Origin of the sequence: Roseateles paludis, from assembly GCF_039872745.1 — a bacterium.
Lineage (GTDB): Bacteria > Pseudomonadota > Gammaproteobacteria > Burkholderiales > Burkholderiaceae_C > Pelomonas > Pelomonas paludis.
The window spans coordinates 398,346-413,494 of the sequence record NZ_JBDPZD010000003.1; the positions used below are offsets into that span (position 1 = coordinate 398,346).

13 protein-coding genes and 1 other RNA gene are annotated in these 15,149 nt (G+C 66.7%); 8 read left to right on the forward strand and 6 right to left on the reverse strand.

The annotated features are described in order from the left end of the window. Positions 1 to 134 precede the first annotated feature (134 nt). The 6 genes from ABDJ85_RS13110 to gyrA are packed head-to-tail and all read right to left on the reverse strand — an operon-like array spanning position 135 to position 8,529. A complete protein-coding gene (locus tag ABDJ85_RS13110; protein ID WP_347705228.1) occupies positions 135 to 2,150 on the reverse strand; it encodes a bifunctional 3-phosphoshikimate 1-carboxyvinyltransferase/cytidylate kinase in 2,016 nt (671 codons plus the stop codon). Then, a complete protein-coding gene (locus ABDJ85_RS13115; RefSeq protein ID WP_347705229.1) occupies positions 2,150 to 3,061 on the reverse strand; it encodes a prephenate dehydrogenase in 912 nt (303 codons plus the stop codon). Before ABDJ85_RS13115 ends, ABDJ85_RS13110 begins: the two co-directional genes overlap by 1 nt. Before the next feature lie 8 nt (positions 3,062 to 3,069). Then, positions 3,070 to 4,176, reverse strand: coding sequence for a prephenate dehydratase (pheA, locus tag ABDJ85_RS13120; RefSeq protein WP_347705230.1), 1,107 nt, complete (start codon positions 4,174 to 4,176; stop codon positions 3,070 to 3,072). Further along, positions 4,169 to 5,257, reverse strand: a complete 1,089-nt coding sequence (serC, locus tag ABDJ85_RS13125; protein WP_347705231.1) for a 3-phosphoserine/phosphohydroxythreonine transaminase — start codon at positions 5,255 to 5,257, stop codon at positions 4,169 to 4,171. Before serC ends, pheA begins: the two co-directional genes overlap by 8 nt. 4 nt (positions 5,258 to 5,261) lie before the next feature. Then, positions 5,262 to 5,903, reverse strand: coding sequence for a hypothetical protein (locus tag ABDJ85_RS13130; protein WP_347705232.1), 642 nt, complete (start codon positions 5,901 to 5,903; stop codon positions 5,262 to 5,264). Between the two features lies 1 nt (position 5,904). Beyond that, the gene (gene gyrA / locus ABDJ85_RS13135; protein WP_347705233.1) at positions 5,905 to 8,529 is read right to left on the reverse strand and encodes a DNA gyrase subunit A; all 2,625 of its coding nucleotides are present in this window, start codon (positions 8,527 to 8,529) and stop codon (positions 5,905 to 5,907) included. A gap of 268 nt (positions 8,530 to 8,797) precedes the next feature. Here gyrA and ompA point away from each other — a divergent pair, with 268 nt between their 5' ends. From ompA to ABDJ85_RS13175, 8 genes are all read left to right on the forward strand, one after another. Next, positions 8,798 to 9,457 (forward strand): outer membrane protein OmpA, encoded by a 660-nt coding sequence (gene ompA / locus ABDJ85_RS13140; protein ID WP_347705234.1) that lies wholly within the window; start codon positions 8,798 to 8,800, stop codon positions 9,455 to 9,457. Between the two features lie 84 nt (positions 9,458 to 9,541). Further along, the gene (gene ubiG / locus ABDJ85_RS13145; protein ID WP_347705235.1) at positions 9,542 to 10,249 is read left to right on the forward strand and encodes a bifunctional 2-polyprenyl-6-hydroxyphenol methylase/3-demethylubiquinol 3-O-methyltransferase UbiG; all 708 of its coding nucleotides are present in this window, start codon (positions 9,542 to 9,544) and stop codon (positions 10,247 to 10,249) included. Positions 10,250 to 10,251: 2 nt separating this feature from the next. Continuing rightward, positions 10,252 to 10,905 (forward strand): HAD-IA family hydrolase, encoded by a 654-nt coding sequence (locus tag ABDJ85_RS13150; protein ID WP_347705236.1) that lies wholly within the window; start codon positions 10,252 to 10,254, stop codon positions 10,903 to 10,905. A gap of 12 nt (positions 10,906 to 10,917) precedes the next feature. Beyond that, positions 10,918 to 11,293, forward strand: a transfer-messenger RNA (tmRNA) gene (gene ssrA, locus ABDJ85_RS13155). A 200-nt stretch (positions 11,294 to 11,493) separates the two neighbouring features. Then, the gene (locus tag ABDJ85_RS13160) at positions 11,494 to 12,798 is read left to right on the forward strand and encodes a tyrosine-type recombinase/integrase (RefSeq protein ID WP_347705237.1); all 1,305 of its coding nucleotides are present in this window, start codon (positions 11,494 to 11,496) and stop codon (positions 12,796 to 12,798) included. 831 nt (positions 12,799 to 13,629) lie between these two features. Next, a complete protein-coding gene (locus ABDJ85_RS13165; protein ID WP_347705238.1) occupies positions 13,630 to 14,139 on the forward strand; it encodes a hypothetical protein in 510 nt (169 codons plus the stop codon). 121 nt (positions 14,140 to 14,260) lie between these two features. Further along, on the forward strand, positions 14,261 to 14,497 hold the full coding sequence (locus ABDJ85_RS13170; protein ID WP_347705239.1) for a helix-turn-helix transcriptional regulator: 237 nt from the start codon (positions 14,261 to 14,263) through the stop codon (positions 14,495 to 14,497). Next, on the forward strand, positions 14,494 to 15,096 hold the full coding sequence (locus ABDJ85_RS13175) for a hypothetical protein (RefSeq protein WP_347705240.1): 603 nt from the start codon (positions 14,494 to 14,496) through the stop codon (positions 15,094 to 15,096). The genes ABDJ85_RS13170 and ABDJ85_RS13175 overlap by 4 nt, the downstream gene beginning before the upstream one ends. Positions 15,097 to 15,149: the final 53 nt, after the last annotated feature.

The following is a 15,149-nucleotide window of genomic DNA, read 5'->3' on the forward strand; positions in this document are numbered from 1 at the left end:
GTTAGGTTGTTGACATCGCCGCCCTCGGCTGGACTGACGTCCAGGAGCTGTCCGTGAAGGAGCAGGCTCGGGAGGGAAGGGCGGCGGGCCCTGACGCGTGGCGGCAGGCCCGAAGGCCACCACCCGCTGCTGCCTCAAGCCATGGGCTTGAAGGGCGAGCGTTCTGCCCACCAGCTCAGCACCAGATCCCTCGATTGCTCGATGGTCTGCTCCGAGTTGTCGAGCAGTCGCGCGTCCTGCGCGGGAGTCAGGGGCGATGTCGGCCGGGTTTTGTCCCGGGCATCACGCGCCTCCAAATCGTCACGCAAGCTCTCGATATTAGCCGAAATTCCTTTGGCCATCAATTGCTTATGACGCCGGTCGGCGCGCGTGAGGCTGCTGGCGGTGAGGAAGACCTTGAGCGGCGCGCCCGGGAAGATGGCGGTGCCCATGTCACGGCCATCGGCCACCAGGCCAGGCGGGCGCCGGAAGTCGAGCTGCAGCTGGCGCAGGGCCTCGCGGACCTCGGGGACTGTGGCCACGCGGGAGGCCAACTGACCGGTGGATTCCCAGCGCAGCGCGTCGGTGACGTCCTCATCGCCCAGCCAGACGCGGTAATCGGTAAAGCGCAGCTTGAGTCCGGCGGCGACGCGGCCGAGGGCGGCGCCGTCGTCGAAGCTGACGCCGGCGCGCTCAGCCGCCAGACCGGTGGCGCGGTACAGCGCCCCGGAGTCGAGCACGTGGTAGCCGAGCGACTCGGCGAGTTCATGGGCCAGGGTGCCCTTGCCGGAGGCGGTCGGGCCGTCCACGGTCAGCACGGGTACTTCTTCGCTGCGCGCGGTGACGACGCCGAACAGGGTCTCGAAGTAGTCCGGAAAGGTCTTGGCGACGCAATACGGCTCCAGGATGCGGACCGGCACGGCCGCCTCGGTGACCAGGCCGTTGAAGGCGGCCAGCGAGAAGCACATGGCGACACGGTGGTCGTCATAAGTGTGGATGCTGGCGGCCCGCCAGGCCTTGAGCGGCTCGACGCGCAGCCAGTCGGGGCCTTCCTCGACGGTGGCGCCGAGCTTGCGCAGCTCGGTGGCCATGGCGACGATGCGGTCGGTCTCCTTGACGCGCCAACTGGCGATATTGGTCAGCGTCGAGGGTGAGTCCGCGTACAGCGCCATCACCGCCAGGGTCATGGCGGCATCGGGGATGTGGTTGCAGTCGAGGGTGATGCCACGCAGCGGCCACTGGCCGCGCTTCACTTCGAGCCAGTTGGGGCCCGTGGTGACGGCGGCGCCCATGGCGATGGCGGCTTCGGCAAAGCGGACGTCGCCCTGCAGGGACTCGCTGCCCACGCCTTCGATGCGGATGGGCGTGCCCGTGGCAGCGATGGCGCCGAGCGCCACGAAGTAGGACGCCGACGACGCGTCGCCCTCGACGAACACCTCGCCCGGCGAGCGGTAGCGGCTGCCGGCCGGAATCACGAAGGCTTGCCAGCCCTCGCGGCGGACCTGGATGCCAAAGCGCGCCAGCAGGGCCAGGGTGATCTCGACATAGGGCTTGGAGATCAGCTCGCCGATCACCTCGATCCGCACGTCCTGCTCAGCCACCAGGGGCAGCGCCAGCAGCAAGGCGGTCAGGAACTGGCTGGACACGTCGCCGCGCACGCGCACGGCTTCGCTCAAGCGAAGCTTGGACGGCCCATGCAGGCGCAGCGGCGGGTAGCCCGGCTTGCCCAGGTCGTCGATCGCGCAGCCCAGACCGCGCAGCGCATCGACCAGGTCGCCAATCGGGCGCTCGTGCATGCGCGGCACGCCCGAAACCTCGAAGCTGCCACCCTGGGTGGCAGCCAGAACGGCCAGCGCGGCGGTGAGCGGGCGCATGGCGGTGCCTGCGTTGCCCAGGAAGAGCTTGGCCGCGGCCACCTTGACGGTCGCGCCGATGCCGTCGATGACAACGGGGCCGCCGGCTTGCACATCGACGCCGCAGCCCAAGGCGCGTAGGGCGTCGAGCATCACGGCGGTGTCGTCGGAGGCCAGCAGGTCGTGCACGACGGTGCGGCCTTCAGACAGGCCAGCCAGCAGCAGCACGCGGTTGGAAATGCTCTTGGAGCCGGGCAGGCGCACGGTGCCTGCGGCGCTGCGCAGGGGCGGGAGGTCGAGGAAGGGGATCTTGAACATCACTTGCCGCCCGGGCGGGCTGCAGGGTTGGAGCCTGTGGGGCTGGGTCGGTCTGAAAGTTGCCAGGAGGCGCGGGCGTCGGAGACCTTGCGGATGGCAGCCTCCAGAGCGACGGGGTCGCCGCTCTCGATCAGGCGCTCGAAGCCATCCAGCGCCTCGCGGAACTTGTGGGCCTGCGCCAGCAGGTCGGCGCGGTTGGCCAGCAGGATGTCGCGCCAGACGGCGGGTTCGCTCGCTGCGATGCGCGTGAAGTCCCGGAAGCCCGGGCCGGCCAGCGACAGGAAGTCCGGCCCGCGCGCCTGGGTGGCCACGGCGTTGAAGTAGGCGAAAGCCAGCAGGTGCGGCAGGTGGCTCACGGCGGCGAAGGCCGTGTCGTGGTGCTGGGGCCGCATCCGCACGACCTGGGCGCCGATGCCTGACCACACATCGGTGGCGCGCTGCACCTGGGCCGGGTCGGTCACAGGGGAGGGCGTGATGATGACCTTGCAGCCCTGGTAAAGCGCCGCATCGGCGTTGGCGACGCCGCCGGCTTCCTTGCCAGCGATAGGGTGGCAGGGCACGAAGCCCGCGACCCGGTCGCCCAGTGCGCGCTTGGCGGCGTCGACGACATCGCACTTGGTCGAGCCCACGTCCATGAAGAGCACGCCCGGGTTGACCAAGTGCCGGATGGCCTTGAGGGTGGCCTCGGTGGCGGCCACGGGCACGGCGATCAACACGATGTCGGAGCCCGAGACGGCGAGCAGGGCGGACTCGGCGGCGACGTCGATCACGCCCAGCTTGCGGGCGGCTTCGGTGGTGGACGGCGACTTGCTGTAGCCCACCACGCGCTTGACCAGCCCCGCCTTCTTGAGCGCCAGCGCAAAGCTGCCGCCCATCAGCCCGCAACCGATCACGCCTAGCTGCTGGTACATGGTGGACTTCAACTCTTCAGGGGGTAGGCGCCGAGCAGCTTGAAGAACGCGCAGATCTCGCGCAGTTCTGCCAGTGCTGCTGCAACGTGGGGTTGGCTGGGGTGACCGTCGAGGTCGATGTAGAAGTAGTAGTCCCACTGGCCGGTGCGGGCCGGGCGGGACTCCAGGCGCGTCATGGACACGCCGTGCGTCTTCAGCGGCACCAGCAGGTCATGCATGGCGCCGGGGCGGTTGGCCACCGAGACGATGAGGCTGGTGCAGTCGCGGCTGCTGGGCGGCGGCATCTCCATGGTCTGCGGCAGGCAGATGATGGCGAAACGCGTGCGGTTGTAGGCCTCGTCCTGCACGGCCGGCGCCACGATGTGCAGGCCGAAGAGCGTTGAGGCCCGTTCGCTGCCCAGCGCGGCCCAGGCAGGATTGGTGGCCGCCAGGCGTGAGCCTTCGGCATTGCTCGACACAGCCCGGCGCTCGGCGTTGGGCAGGTGCTTGTTGAGCCAGGACTGGCATTGCGCGAGGGCTTGCGGGTGGGCCAGCACGGCCTCGACGCCTTCGAGTGATTTTTCCAGCCGCATCAGGTTGTGCCGGATCAGCAGCGACACCTCGCCCACGACGTGGCAGGGCGTGTGAAGGAACAGGTCGAGTGACCGGGTAACCACGCCCTCGGTCATGTTCTCGACGCCGACGACGCCGAACTGGGCGCCACCGCTAGCGGTGGAATGGAAGACCTCGTCGAAGTTGGCGCAATAGACGAGGTCGGCGCCACCGCCGAAGAACTCCAGCGCCGCCTGCTCGCAGAAGGTGCCGACCGGGCCGAGCACCGCGACGCGCTGCGGCGACTCAAGTGCCAGGCAGGCCGACATGATCTCGCGCCAGATGGCCTCGACGTGCTCGCCGCGCAGCGGACCGGGGTTGGCCTCGCGGATCTTGCGGATCACCTGCGCCACGCGGTCGGGGCGGAAGAAAGGGCTGCCCTCCAGGCGCTTGATCTCGCCGACCTGCTCGGCCACGCGGGCACGCTGGTTCAGCAGGTCGAGCAGTTGGCGGTCGAGCGCGTCGATCTGGTCGCGCAGGGCGGCCAGGGCCGGCGTGGCCACGGGCTTTTGCGGGTCAGCCATGGCGGGCCTCGAAGTCTTTCAGGAAGGCCACCAGCGCCTGCACGCCCTCCATCGACATGGCGTTGTAGATCGAGGCACGCATGCCACCGACCGACTTGTGTCCCTTGAGTTGCAGCAGCCCAGCGGCCTTGGCTTCGGCAAGGAAGCCGTCGTTCAAGCGCTCGTCCTTCAGGAAGAAGGGCACATTCATGCGCGAACGGCAACTGGGGTGCACGCGGTTCACATAGAGCGACGAAGCGTCGATGGCGCCATAGAGCAGTTTGGCCTTGTCGATGTTGCGTTGCTCGATCGCGGCCAGACCTTTCAGGCCCTGGTACTCGAAGCGCTTGAGCCACTGGAACACCAGCCCGGCCACATAGATGGCGAAGGTGGGCGGGGTGTTGAACATCGAGTCGGCCTTGGCCACCGTCTCGTAGTTGAAGGCGGCAGGGCAGATGTCCAGCGCGTGGCCCAGCAGATCGTCACGCACGAAGACGAGGGTCAGGCCGGCCGGGCCGAGGTTCTTCTGGGCGCCGGCAAATGCCAGGCCGACGCGAGACCAGTCGATGGGCCGGGACAGCACGTGCGACGAGCAGTCGATCACGAGCGGCACGTCGTTTGGCACCACGGGCAGCTCGTGGAACTCGAGGCCGTCGATGGTTTCGTTGGTGCAGACGTGCACATAGGCTGCATCGGGGCGCAGGTCCCAGTGCTCGGGGATGCGGCCGGAGTCCGCCGCGTCGGCCGCGACGTGCACGTCGGCATAGCGGCGGGCCTCGCCAGCGCTCTTGCGCGACCACGAGCCCGTCAGCACCACGTCCACCTTGCCGCCGCGCGACAGGTTGAGCGGCACGAAGGCGTTCTCGCCGAGGCCACCACCCTGCATGAAGAGGGTACGGAAGTTGTCGGGCACGCGCAGCAGCTCGCGCAGGTCGCGCTGGGCCGTGTCGGCGATGGAGATGAACTCCTTGCCGCGATGGCTCATCTCCATCACGCTCATGCCGGAGCCGTGCCAGTCGAGCATCTCGGCCGCGACCTGGCGCAGCACGTCCTCAGGCAGCACCGCCGGGCCGGCGGCGAAGTTGTAGGGGCGTTGGCTCATGGCCTCACTTCTTGGGCTGTGCGGCCGATGCAGGCGCTGGCGGTGCATTGGCAGGACGCGCGGCACCCGGAGGCGGCAGGCCCAGCAGCTTGGCAACGGAGGTCTGCAGCGCACGGAAGCGGGCTTCCAGCGTCGGGCCGGCTTCGGGCACGACCTTCTCGGCGAGGCGCTTTTGCGTCTCGCCAAGGGCGGTGCCGAACTTGCGGTTCACCGGCGCTTCCATCCAGGTCAGGATCTCGCGCAACTCGTCTTCGTTGAAGCGCTCTTCCAGGATGGCGCTGGAGGTACCAGGCAGGGCCTGCAAGGCCTTTTCGCGCAGGTAGCCCACGTTCTCTTCGACGAATTTGCGCAGCTCAGCGTCCAGCGCCTTGGCCGTGGCTTCGCGCTTGTCGGCCGGCACCTGCTGCATGGCGGCACGGGTGGCGGTGACGAGCGGCGCCATCGGGCCCTGCACGACGGAGTTGGCCAATGAATCGGCGAGGCTGCGCTGGTGCTCAGTGATGCGAGTGATCAACTCGGCCTTGCTGAGCCCGGCGATGGGCTTGGCCGGCGCGTCGGCGGCCCAGGCCAGGGAGCTGCCGAGAAGCCCGGCCAGCAAAAGGGCGCCGAGTGGGGTGTTGCCAAGCGATGTGCGCAGGGGGTTCATATCAATCCTGAGGAGAGTCGGGGGCGGCGTCTGGTGCGGCTTCTTGGTCATCGTCGCTCGCATCGTTCTCCACGATACGTTGCAGGCCGGACAGCTTGCTGCCGTCATCCAGCGCAATCAGGGTCACGCCCTGGGTGGCGCGGCCAAGCTCGCGGATCTCGCTGACGCGGGTGCGCACGAGCACGCCCTTGTCGGTGATCAGCATGATCTCGTCTTCAGCACGCACCAGGGTCGCCGCCACCACGCGGCCATTGCGCTCGCTTTGCTGGATGGCGATCATGCCCTTGGTGCCGCGGCCGTGGCGGGTGTACTCGACGATGGAGGTGCGCTTGCCATAGCCGTTTTCGGTGGCCGTCAGCACGCTCTGCGTTTCATCCTCCGCCACCAGCATGGCGATCAGGCGCTGGTCGGGCTCCAGCATCATGCCGCGCACGCCGCGCGCCTGTCGGCCCATGGGGCGGACATCGTCCTCATCGAAGCGCACGGCCTTGCCGCCATCGCTGAACAGCATCACGTCGTGATGCCCATCGGTCAGCGCCGCGCCGATCAGGAAGTCACCCTCGTCAAGGTCCACGGCAATGATGCCGGCCTTGCGCGGGTTGCTGAAGTCGGGGAGGGCGGTCTTCTTGACGGTGCCCAGCGCCGTGGCCATGAAGACGAAGTGATCTTCTGGGAAGCTGCGGAACTCGCCGGTGAGCGGCAGCACGACGGTGATCTTCTCTTCCGGCTGCAGCGGGAACATGTTGACGATGGGCTTGCCGCGCGAATTGCGCGAGCCCTGAGGCACTTCCCAGACCTTGATCCAGTAGACGCGACCACGGTTCGAGAAGCACAGGATCCAGTCGTGCGTGTTGGCGATGAAGAGCTGGTCGATCCAGTCGTCGTCCTTGGTCGCCGTGGCCTGCTTGCCGCGTCCGCCACGGCGCTGCGCGCGGTACTCGCTCAGTGCCTGGCTCTTGATGTAGCCGGTGTGCGAGAGCGTCACGACCATGTCGGTCGGGGTGATCAGGTCTTCGGTGCCCAGTTCCTGCGCGTTGTGCTCGATCACGCTGCGGCGGGCGCCCAGCTTGGTCTGGCCGAACTCGGTCTTGATCTGGTTCAGCTCGTCGCCAATGATGGTGGTCACACGCGAAGGCGTGGCCAGGATGTCGAGCAGATCGGCGATCTGCGCCATCACGTCCTTGTACTCGCCGACGATCTTGTCCTGCTCCAGGCCCGTCAGGCGCTGCAGACGCATCTGGAGGATTTCGCTGGCCTGGGTGTCCGAGAGGCGGTAGAGGCCATCCGCCTGCATGCCGTACTGGGCTTCCAGGCCGTCGGGCCGATAGGAAGCACTGCCACCTTCGGCCCGCGCGAGCATTTCGCGCACCAGCGACGAATCCCAGCTCTTGCTCATCAAGGCTGCCTTGGCTACCGGCGGCGTTGGCGAGTTCTTGATGGTCTCGATGAACTCGTCAATGTTGGCCAGCGCCACGGCCAGGCCTTCCAGCACATGGCCGCGCTCGCGCGCCTTTCTCAGCTCAAAGATCGTGCGCCGGGTCACCACCTCGCGTCGGTGCTCCAGGAACACGACGATCATGTCCTTGAGGTTGCACAACTTGGGCTGGCCGTCCACCAGGGCGACCATGTTCATGCCGAAGGTGTCTTGCAGCTGGGTCTGCTTGTAGAGGTTGTTCAGCACCACCTCCGGGACCTCGCCGCGCTTGAGCTCGATCACCACCCGCATGCCCGACTTGTCGGACTCGTCCTGGATGTGGCTGATGCCCTCGATCTTCTTCTCGTGCACCAACTCAGCAATGCGCTCAAGCAGCGTCTTCTTGTTGACCTGGTAGGGGATCTCGTCAACGATGATGGCTTGGCGGGCGCCCCTGTCGATGTCCTCGAAGTGCACCTTGGCGCGCATCACCACGCGGCCACGCCCGGTGCGGTAGCCGTCGCGCACGCCTGAGAGGCCGTAGATGATGCCGGCCGTCGGGAAGTCCGGCGCCGGGATGATTTCCATCAGCTCATCAACGGTGGCGTCGGGCTTTTGCAGCGCAAAGAGGCAGGCGTCGACGACTTCGTTCAGGTTATGCGGCGGGATATTGGTTGCCATCCCCACCGCAATACCCGCTGAGCCATTCACCAGCAGGTTTGGCAAACGGGTCGGCAGAACCAGGGGTTCCTTTTCGCTGCCGTCATAGTTGGGCCCGAAATCGACGGTTTCCCTGTCGATATCGGCCAGCATTTCGTGGGCGATTTTGGCGAGCCGGATTTCGGTGTATCGCATCGCAGCGGCGTTATCGCCGTCGACCGAACCGAAATTGCCCTGGCCATCCACCAACATATGGCGTAGCGAGAAATCCTGCGCCAGACGGACGATGGTGTCGTACACCGCCGTGTCGCCGTGCGGGTGGTACTTACCGATCACGTCGCCGACGATACGGGCCGACTTCTTGTACGGCCGGTTCCAGTCGTTGTTCAACTCGTGCATCGCAAACAGCACGCGGCGATGCACCGGCTTCAGGCCATCACGGGCGTCAGGCAGCGCACGCCCCACGATCACGCTCATCGCGTAATCGAGGTACGAACGACGCATCTCCTCTTCGAGACTGATGGGCAGGGTTTCCTTGGCAAACTGGGTCATGCGTCGTCGATCTCCGGGCTACTCGAAGGGGCCCTGCACAGGCTGAGCGAAAGCCTGGGATTCTAAGCGGCGCGAGGGTCATGTCGTTGCAGCGCAACAGGCGTCACGCGGTGCCAGCAAGGCGCCTCCACAATGCATCTCGGTTGGGGCCCTATGGCACAATGAACCGGTTCCTAGGAAATACCCGCACATGCGGTTTTCCCTGGGTTGATGGGTTCGAACCTTGATCTCGCGCAGGGCGTCTGCGGCAATCCTTGAGAGGAGAATCATGAAGAAACTGAATCGGGTGGCGTCGCTCGTGACGGTCGCCGCGGTTGCAGCGGTGGCGTCGTCAAGCGCCTTCGCCCAGGCGATCGATAACTGGCGTTCCACCGACGGCACCGTCTGGAAGAACGGCACCAACGAATATTGCTGGCGCGACAACTTCTGGACGCCGGCCACCGCCGCCAAGGGTTGTGATGGCGAAATCAAGGAGGCACCGAAGGTCGTTGCCCCGCCGCCTCCTCCCCCGCCTCCGCCGCCCCCCCCGCCGCCTCCCCCGCCGCCGCCTCCTCCGCCTCCCCCGGTGTTGAGCGAGAAGGTCACCTTCGCGGCTGATGCGTTCTTCGACTTCGACAAGGCGACTCTCAAGGCTGAGGGCATGGCCAAGCTGGACGACCTCGTCAGCAAGACCAAGTCCATCGCGCTGGAAGTCATCATCGCCGTGGGTCACACCGACTCGGTCGGCAGCGATGCTTACAACCAGACGCTGTCCATCAAGCGCGCCGAAGCCGTCAAGGCCTACTTGGTGAGCAAGGGTGTTGAAGCCAACCGCGTCTACACCGAAGGCAAGGGCAAGAAGGCGCCCGTGGCGGACAACAAGACCGCTGATGGCCGCGCCAAGAACCGTCGCACCGAGATTGAGGTCGTCGGTACCCGCCGCAAGTGATCGAAAGGCGCGCTGAGCGCGCCGTTTCGCCAACAGCCCCGTCCAGTTCCCGCTGACGGGGCTTTTTCTTTGTAGTCGCCACTCATGATCAACGCCGATCCCCAGGAACTTGCGAAATTCGGTGAGCTGGCCCACCGCTGGTGGGACCCGGAGAGCGAGTTCAAGCCGCTTCACCAGATCAATCCGCTTCGGCTCAACTGGATCGACCAGTTGGCGGTGCTCTCTGGCAAGCAGGTCCTCGACGTGGGCTGCGGTGGCGGCATCCTGGCCGACTCGATGGCGCGGCGTGGTGCCGTGGTGTTGGGCATCGACCTCTCCACCAAACCCTTGCGGGTGGCGGAGCTGCATGCGCTTGAGGCGCAGACGCAAGGTGTTCGCTACCGGGAGGTGGCCGTCGAAGCGCTGGCGGCCGAGCAGCCGGCGTCCTTTGACGTGGTGACCTGCATGGAGATGCTCGAGCACGTGCCCGACCCAGGGTCGGTCGTGCGGGCCTGTGCAACGCTGGTGCGGCCTGGCGGCTGGGTGTTCTTCTCGACCCTCAACCGCAATCTCAAATCCTTCATGCTGGCGATCGTCGGTGCCGAGTACCTGCTGCGCATGCTCCCCAAGGGCACGCACGAGTATCAGAAATTCCTCCGGCCCTCAGAGCTTGCCGAGGCGTGCCGGGGTGCTGGCCTGGAGATCGTGGCCATGCGCGGCTTGGGCTACAACCCGTTGACGCAGACCTATTCGCTCGGGGCCGATACCGACGTCAATTACCTGATGGCGTGCCAGCGCCCGACGGACGTTTGAGCGTGCGGCCCCAGGCCGTGCTCTTCGACCTCGACGGCACGCTGGTCGACAGCGCGCCGGATCTTGCGGCAGCTGCCAATGCGATGCGCGTTGCCCGTGGCATGGCGCCTTTGGATCCCGGGGCCTACCGGGCGCACTGCGGCTCAGGCGCGCGGGGCATGTTGCGTGTCGCCTTCGACATGCAGGCCGGTGACCCTGGCTACGACGCGTGCCGGGAGGAGTACCTGTCCCGCTACGCGGAGGTGCTGCTACAGGACTCCGCGCTCTTCGAGCGCATCCCTCAGCTGCTGAGGGCACTCGAAGCCGCCCGCCTGCCCTGGGGCATCGTCACCAACAAGAGCCACGCGCTGGCGGCGCCGCTATGCCAAGGCCTGGGCTTGCAGCCCGCCGTGCTCGTGGGTGGGGACACCACTGCCCACCGCAAACCGCACCCCGCGCCCTTGATGCATGCCTGCCTCGCGCTGGCGGTCAGCCCCCGCGATTGCCTCTACGTGGGCGATGACCCGCGCGACATCGAAGCGGGACGCGCGGCTGGCATGCGGACCGTTGGCGTGCGCTGGGGATATCTGGGCCTTGAGCGTGCCATCGAGCACTGGGGTGCAGACGCGCTCATCGATGAGCCGCTCCAGCTCTTGAATTGCCTCAAGCTGGCCTAAGATGTGGTCCACGGGGCCGACCCGGTTTCGACGTAGGTGCGGATCCGAGGTGGGGCATGCCGAGCACCAGTTCGCTCGTAAATCCACTGGAAAAAAAGTAACTGCAAACGACTCTACGTTCGCACTCGCCGCTTAATTGCGGTTGAGCTTCTCAACGGTTGGCCGATGGGCCGGGTACCAAGACCGCAAGGTCTGAAGTGCTGAGAAGTCATTCACATCGGCTGGCAGTTCACCGGGTCACTCGGTGGGCTGCAAGATCAAGTGACTGGCGGGAAAGCTAGCGTGCCACTGCGCGAGTTGACCGCGAGATTCAAATCAGCCGGCTAAGCATGTAGATCTGCCCGGTGATGGCTTGCGGACGGGGGTTCAATTCCCCCCGGCTCCACCATCCTAGAGTTCAGCAAGGTGCGCTGAAGTCCAAAAGGCCTAAGTCAATCAACGACTTAGGCCTTTTTCTTTGTCCGCCAGAGTCCGGGTAAGTGCGCCACCTTCCGGCATCTGGCCGGGTAACTTTCAGGGTAACTCGGGTCAACCGGGTAACATGCCCCGCAGAGTTACCCGGTCTGGTTCCCGGGTCATGGGGGCGACATGGCAGGAAGCGAGCTTCTCTCAGACAAGGCCATCCGGGCGGCCATCAAGGACGCGGAAACCTCGGGCAAGGCCCGCAAGGTCAGCGACGGTGCCGGCCTGGTGCTCGACGTGAGGCCCACGGGCGTGGGCTGGTGGCGCCTGCGGTACTGGCTGGCCGGCAAGGAGCGCATGCTCTCCCTCGGCACCTACCCTGACACCTCGCTCTCTCAGGCCCGCGCCAGGCGCGACGAGGCCCGGCGCCAGGTCGCTGCGGGGACAGACCCGAGCGAGCTGCGCAAGGCGGACAAGGCAGCACAAGCCCAGGTGGCCAAGGTCGAGGCGCTAGAAGAGGCCGGCTTACCGCCTGAAGGCTCATTTGAGGCCGTGGCCCGCGACTGGCTGTCCACCGTGCACGCGGGCAAGGTGAGCGAGGGGCACCACACCCGCACCCGCTTGCGCCTGGAGCAGGACGTATTCCCCTGGATCGGCCGGCGCCCGCTGGCCGAGGTGGACGCGCCCGAGCTGCTGGCCGTGCTGCGGCGCGTTGAGGCGCGAGGCGCCATCGAGACAGCCCACCGCGTGAAGGACGCTTGCGGCCAGGTCTTCCGCTACGGCATTGCGACGGGGGCCTGTGCCCGCGACCCGGCCGCAGACCTTCGGGACGCACTGCGCCCCGTCCAGGCCCGCCACCATGCCGCACTGACTGAGCCGGCCGAGGTGGCCAAGCTCATGCGCGCGGCGGCAGACTACGCCGGCCAGGCCGTGACACGCGCGGCCCTGCTGCTCTCGCCCCTGCTTCTGCTGCGCCCGGGTGAGCTGAGACACCTTGAGTGGGCCTGGATCGACCTAGAGGCCGGCATGCTCACAGTGCCCGGCGCGCTGATGAAGCGCACCAAGGCCGACAAGGTAGACGGCCCGCCCCACCTGGTGCCCCTCGCTCGCCAAGCCGTGGCCCTGCTGGCTGAGCTGCAGGCGATCACAGGGGAAGGGCGCTTCGTCTTCCCTGCGCTCACGTCGCGCCTGCGCTGCATGAGCGAAAACACAGTGCGCAGCGCACTGCGCCGCCTTGGCTACGGCAACGACGAGATGACGGCGCACGGCTTCCGGGCCATGGCCCGCACCATGCTGGCCGAACGCCTGGACGTGGCCCCCGAGGTTGTGGAGGCCCAGCTCGCACACGCGGTGCCGGACGCCCTGGGCCGGGCCTACAACCGCACCCAGTACGTAGAGCAGCGCAAGGCCATGATGCAGACATGGGCCGACTACCTCGACCGCCTGCGCCTGGGTGCTGACGTTGTGCCCATCAACGGCCGCGCCGCCTGATCCGTAGCCGGCGCCGGCACTCACCACGTCAACACCTCAAGGGGCCAGCCGGCCCCTTTTTGCTGCGCGCGCTGAGGGGCGCGGGCGGGCTTCTCTTCGCGCTGGGCGGGTGCGAAAGGGGGCGCCAGGCCGATGACGGCTGGCGTTTGGCTCAGTCGGCCGGCCTGGCGCGTGCAGAACAGGCGGGGACACGGGGACAGGGCAGGGCAAGCGGTGGGGCCTTCAGGGCGCAAGCCCAGTATCCATGCGGGTTTGCGGCCAGTCGGCGTGCTTGGACGGTAGGCGGGGACAGAGGCGGGGACAAAACGGGGACACGGGGACAGTAGAGAGAACCTATCACCTCACTCTGTCTATCGATCTGCCCTCGCCTCGATGCTTCGGCCTAGAAGTCGTGGGTCCTTCCGCCTCACTTCCTGGTGCGGGTGATTCAAGCCGAGGGAGTGCCCTAGCCTGCTGGCCCTGTGCATAGGCAACGCTCAGCCGAGCTGGAGTGGTTCCGCCTGCGCCCGCCAAGGTGTTGCGGGTGGGCCTGCTGGACGCTGGCGGAAAGGTGGTTTCGGGGGTGTGTTGCGTCCGCCAAGGGTGACGACTGCGGCCAGTCTGCGCCCTCTCTGCTGGCGCTCCATGGACGCCCCTGGAAGCGTGGCGCGGATGGCATTGCCCGGCGCCCCCGCCGCCCGGCGCGCCACGGCTCAAGGTCAGCATGCTCAGCCGGATAGCTTGCAGCGCGAGAATTCGGGGCGCACCGCGCCACTGGCTACTGATCCCAGCCGGTCCGCCTGAATCCCGCCAGGCGGCGCGGTGCTTCTTCGATGCGGGGCGGGGACTGCAATGACGGTAGTGACAGCGGACGAGGCCTATCTCATCATCAAGAGCGAAGAGGACCGCCAGCTTCGCGAACAATGGCGCCGCCTTGTGAATCCAACTGTGGCAGAGGCGCTGCGGGACTTCGATGAGCGGCAATTGCGCGATTTCGTGCGACACCGGGGAGGCTCGTCGCAGAGTGCCGCCATGGTGGCCGAGCGCTTGCCTGCGCTGGCGACGCTGAAGCCGTCGAGCGCACCCTTGATTCATGAGCCTGGCGAGCCTTGGTCAGACGCTGATCGAGATTCGCTTTTCATCGCGCGGCACCGCGACGGCCTCAAAGGCCGTCAGCTGGCGCAGCTGGCCCGCTGCTCTCGCCAGCGGGTGGTAGAGCTGATTGGCCCACTACGTCCGTCTGGTGCGCTGCAGGGCGTGCAAGCAAAAGACGGATGGAGGCCTTCGCTGGAAGCGTTGCAGGCGTGCGGTGCGCCCTTGCAGCCCTTGCAATCCGCTGCCGCAGCGCTGCGGCGGAAATAGACGCCTACAGAGTGCGGCACACCTTGTCGCACCACTTGCGCGGCATTTGCAAGGCGCGGCAAGGGTGCGCAGCCGGGAACGATGCGGTTCATCGCAACTGCACTTCCTTGGAGTCGTCGCCATGCATCTCGTCTCTGAAACTCGCCCGCAGGTGAAGCGGGATCGCCTTCTGCGTCTGCCAGAAGTTGAAGCCCTTACTGGCCTGAAGAAATCCACGCTGTACCTTCTCATGAAGCGCGTGCCGGCCGAGTTCCCCCGCTGCGTTCAGGTGACGCCCCGCTGTGTGGCCTGGCCAGAGTCGGCGGTCTTGCAGTGGGTGCAGGATCGCATCACGCAAGCAGGCAAGGTGCACCAATGAGCGCCGGCGGGATCTGGGCGCATGGCGCCACTCTTGACGCGCCGAGCGTGATCGCTCGCGCTCGCGACGCCGCCGGCTATGGCAGTCTCGTAGCGCGCTCGCTCATTCGCCTTCTGGAGTCAGCCTATTGGCCCCAGGATTTGCTTCGGGCTGCCTGCGACGAGCTCACCCGCAACCCGGATGCAGGACGCCTGCGAGTCCTCGAACATGCTCCGGCGCAAACGCCGCTTCCGCTGTCGGAGTCCGAGGTCTGGTCGCGACTACTGCGCTTGATAGGCGCGGCGCTTGAGCGTGATCCTGGTCAAGCTGCGGGCTGGGCATGTTTCCGGGCGCTCTCGCACGGCCGCGACTGGCTGCTCAGCGCTGAGATGGTTGCTCGACGTGATGGCCGAGCAATGCGGCAATCTGGAGGGCTTCGCTTGAATCCCTCAGCCTTCAATGGCGAGCAACTTCGGGCCGAGATTGTGGCCGGCAGGCATATGCCCGGCGCACCCCTGGGCGACGTGCTGCGGCTTACCTGGGAAGACTCTGCACACCTCGTGGTGCAAAGCATGCCAGGCCGCTTCGACGTGGTTGATCCAGAGGCCGAGCCCGAGTAGCTGGGCGCCGACGCGCCACGCGCGATGGCCCATCTTGGGCCTGGTTCATTCGA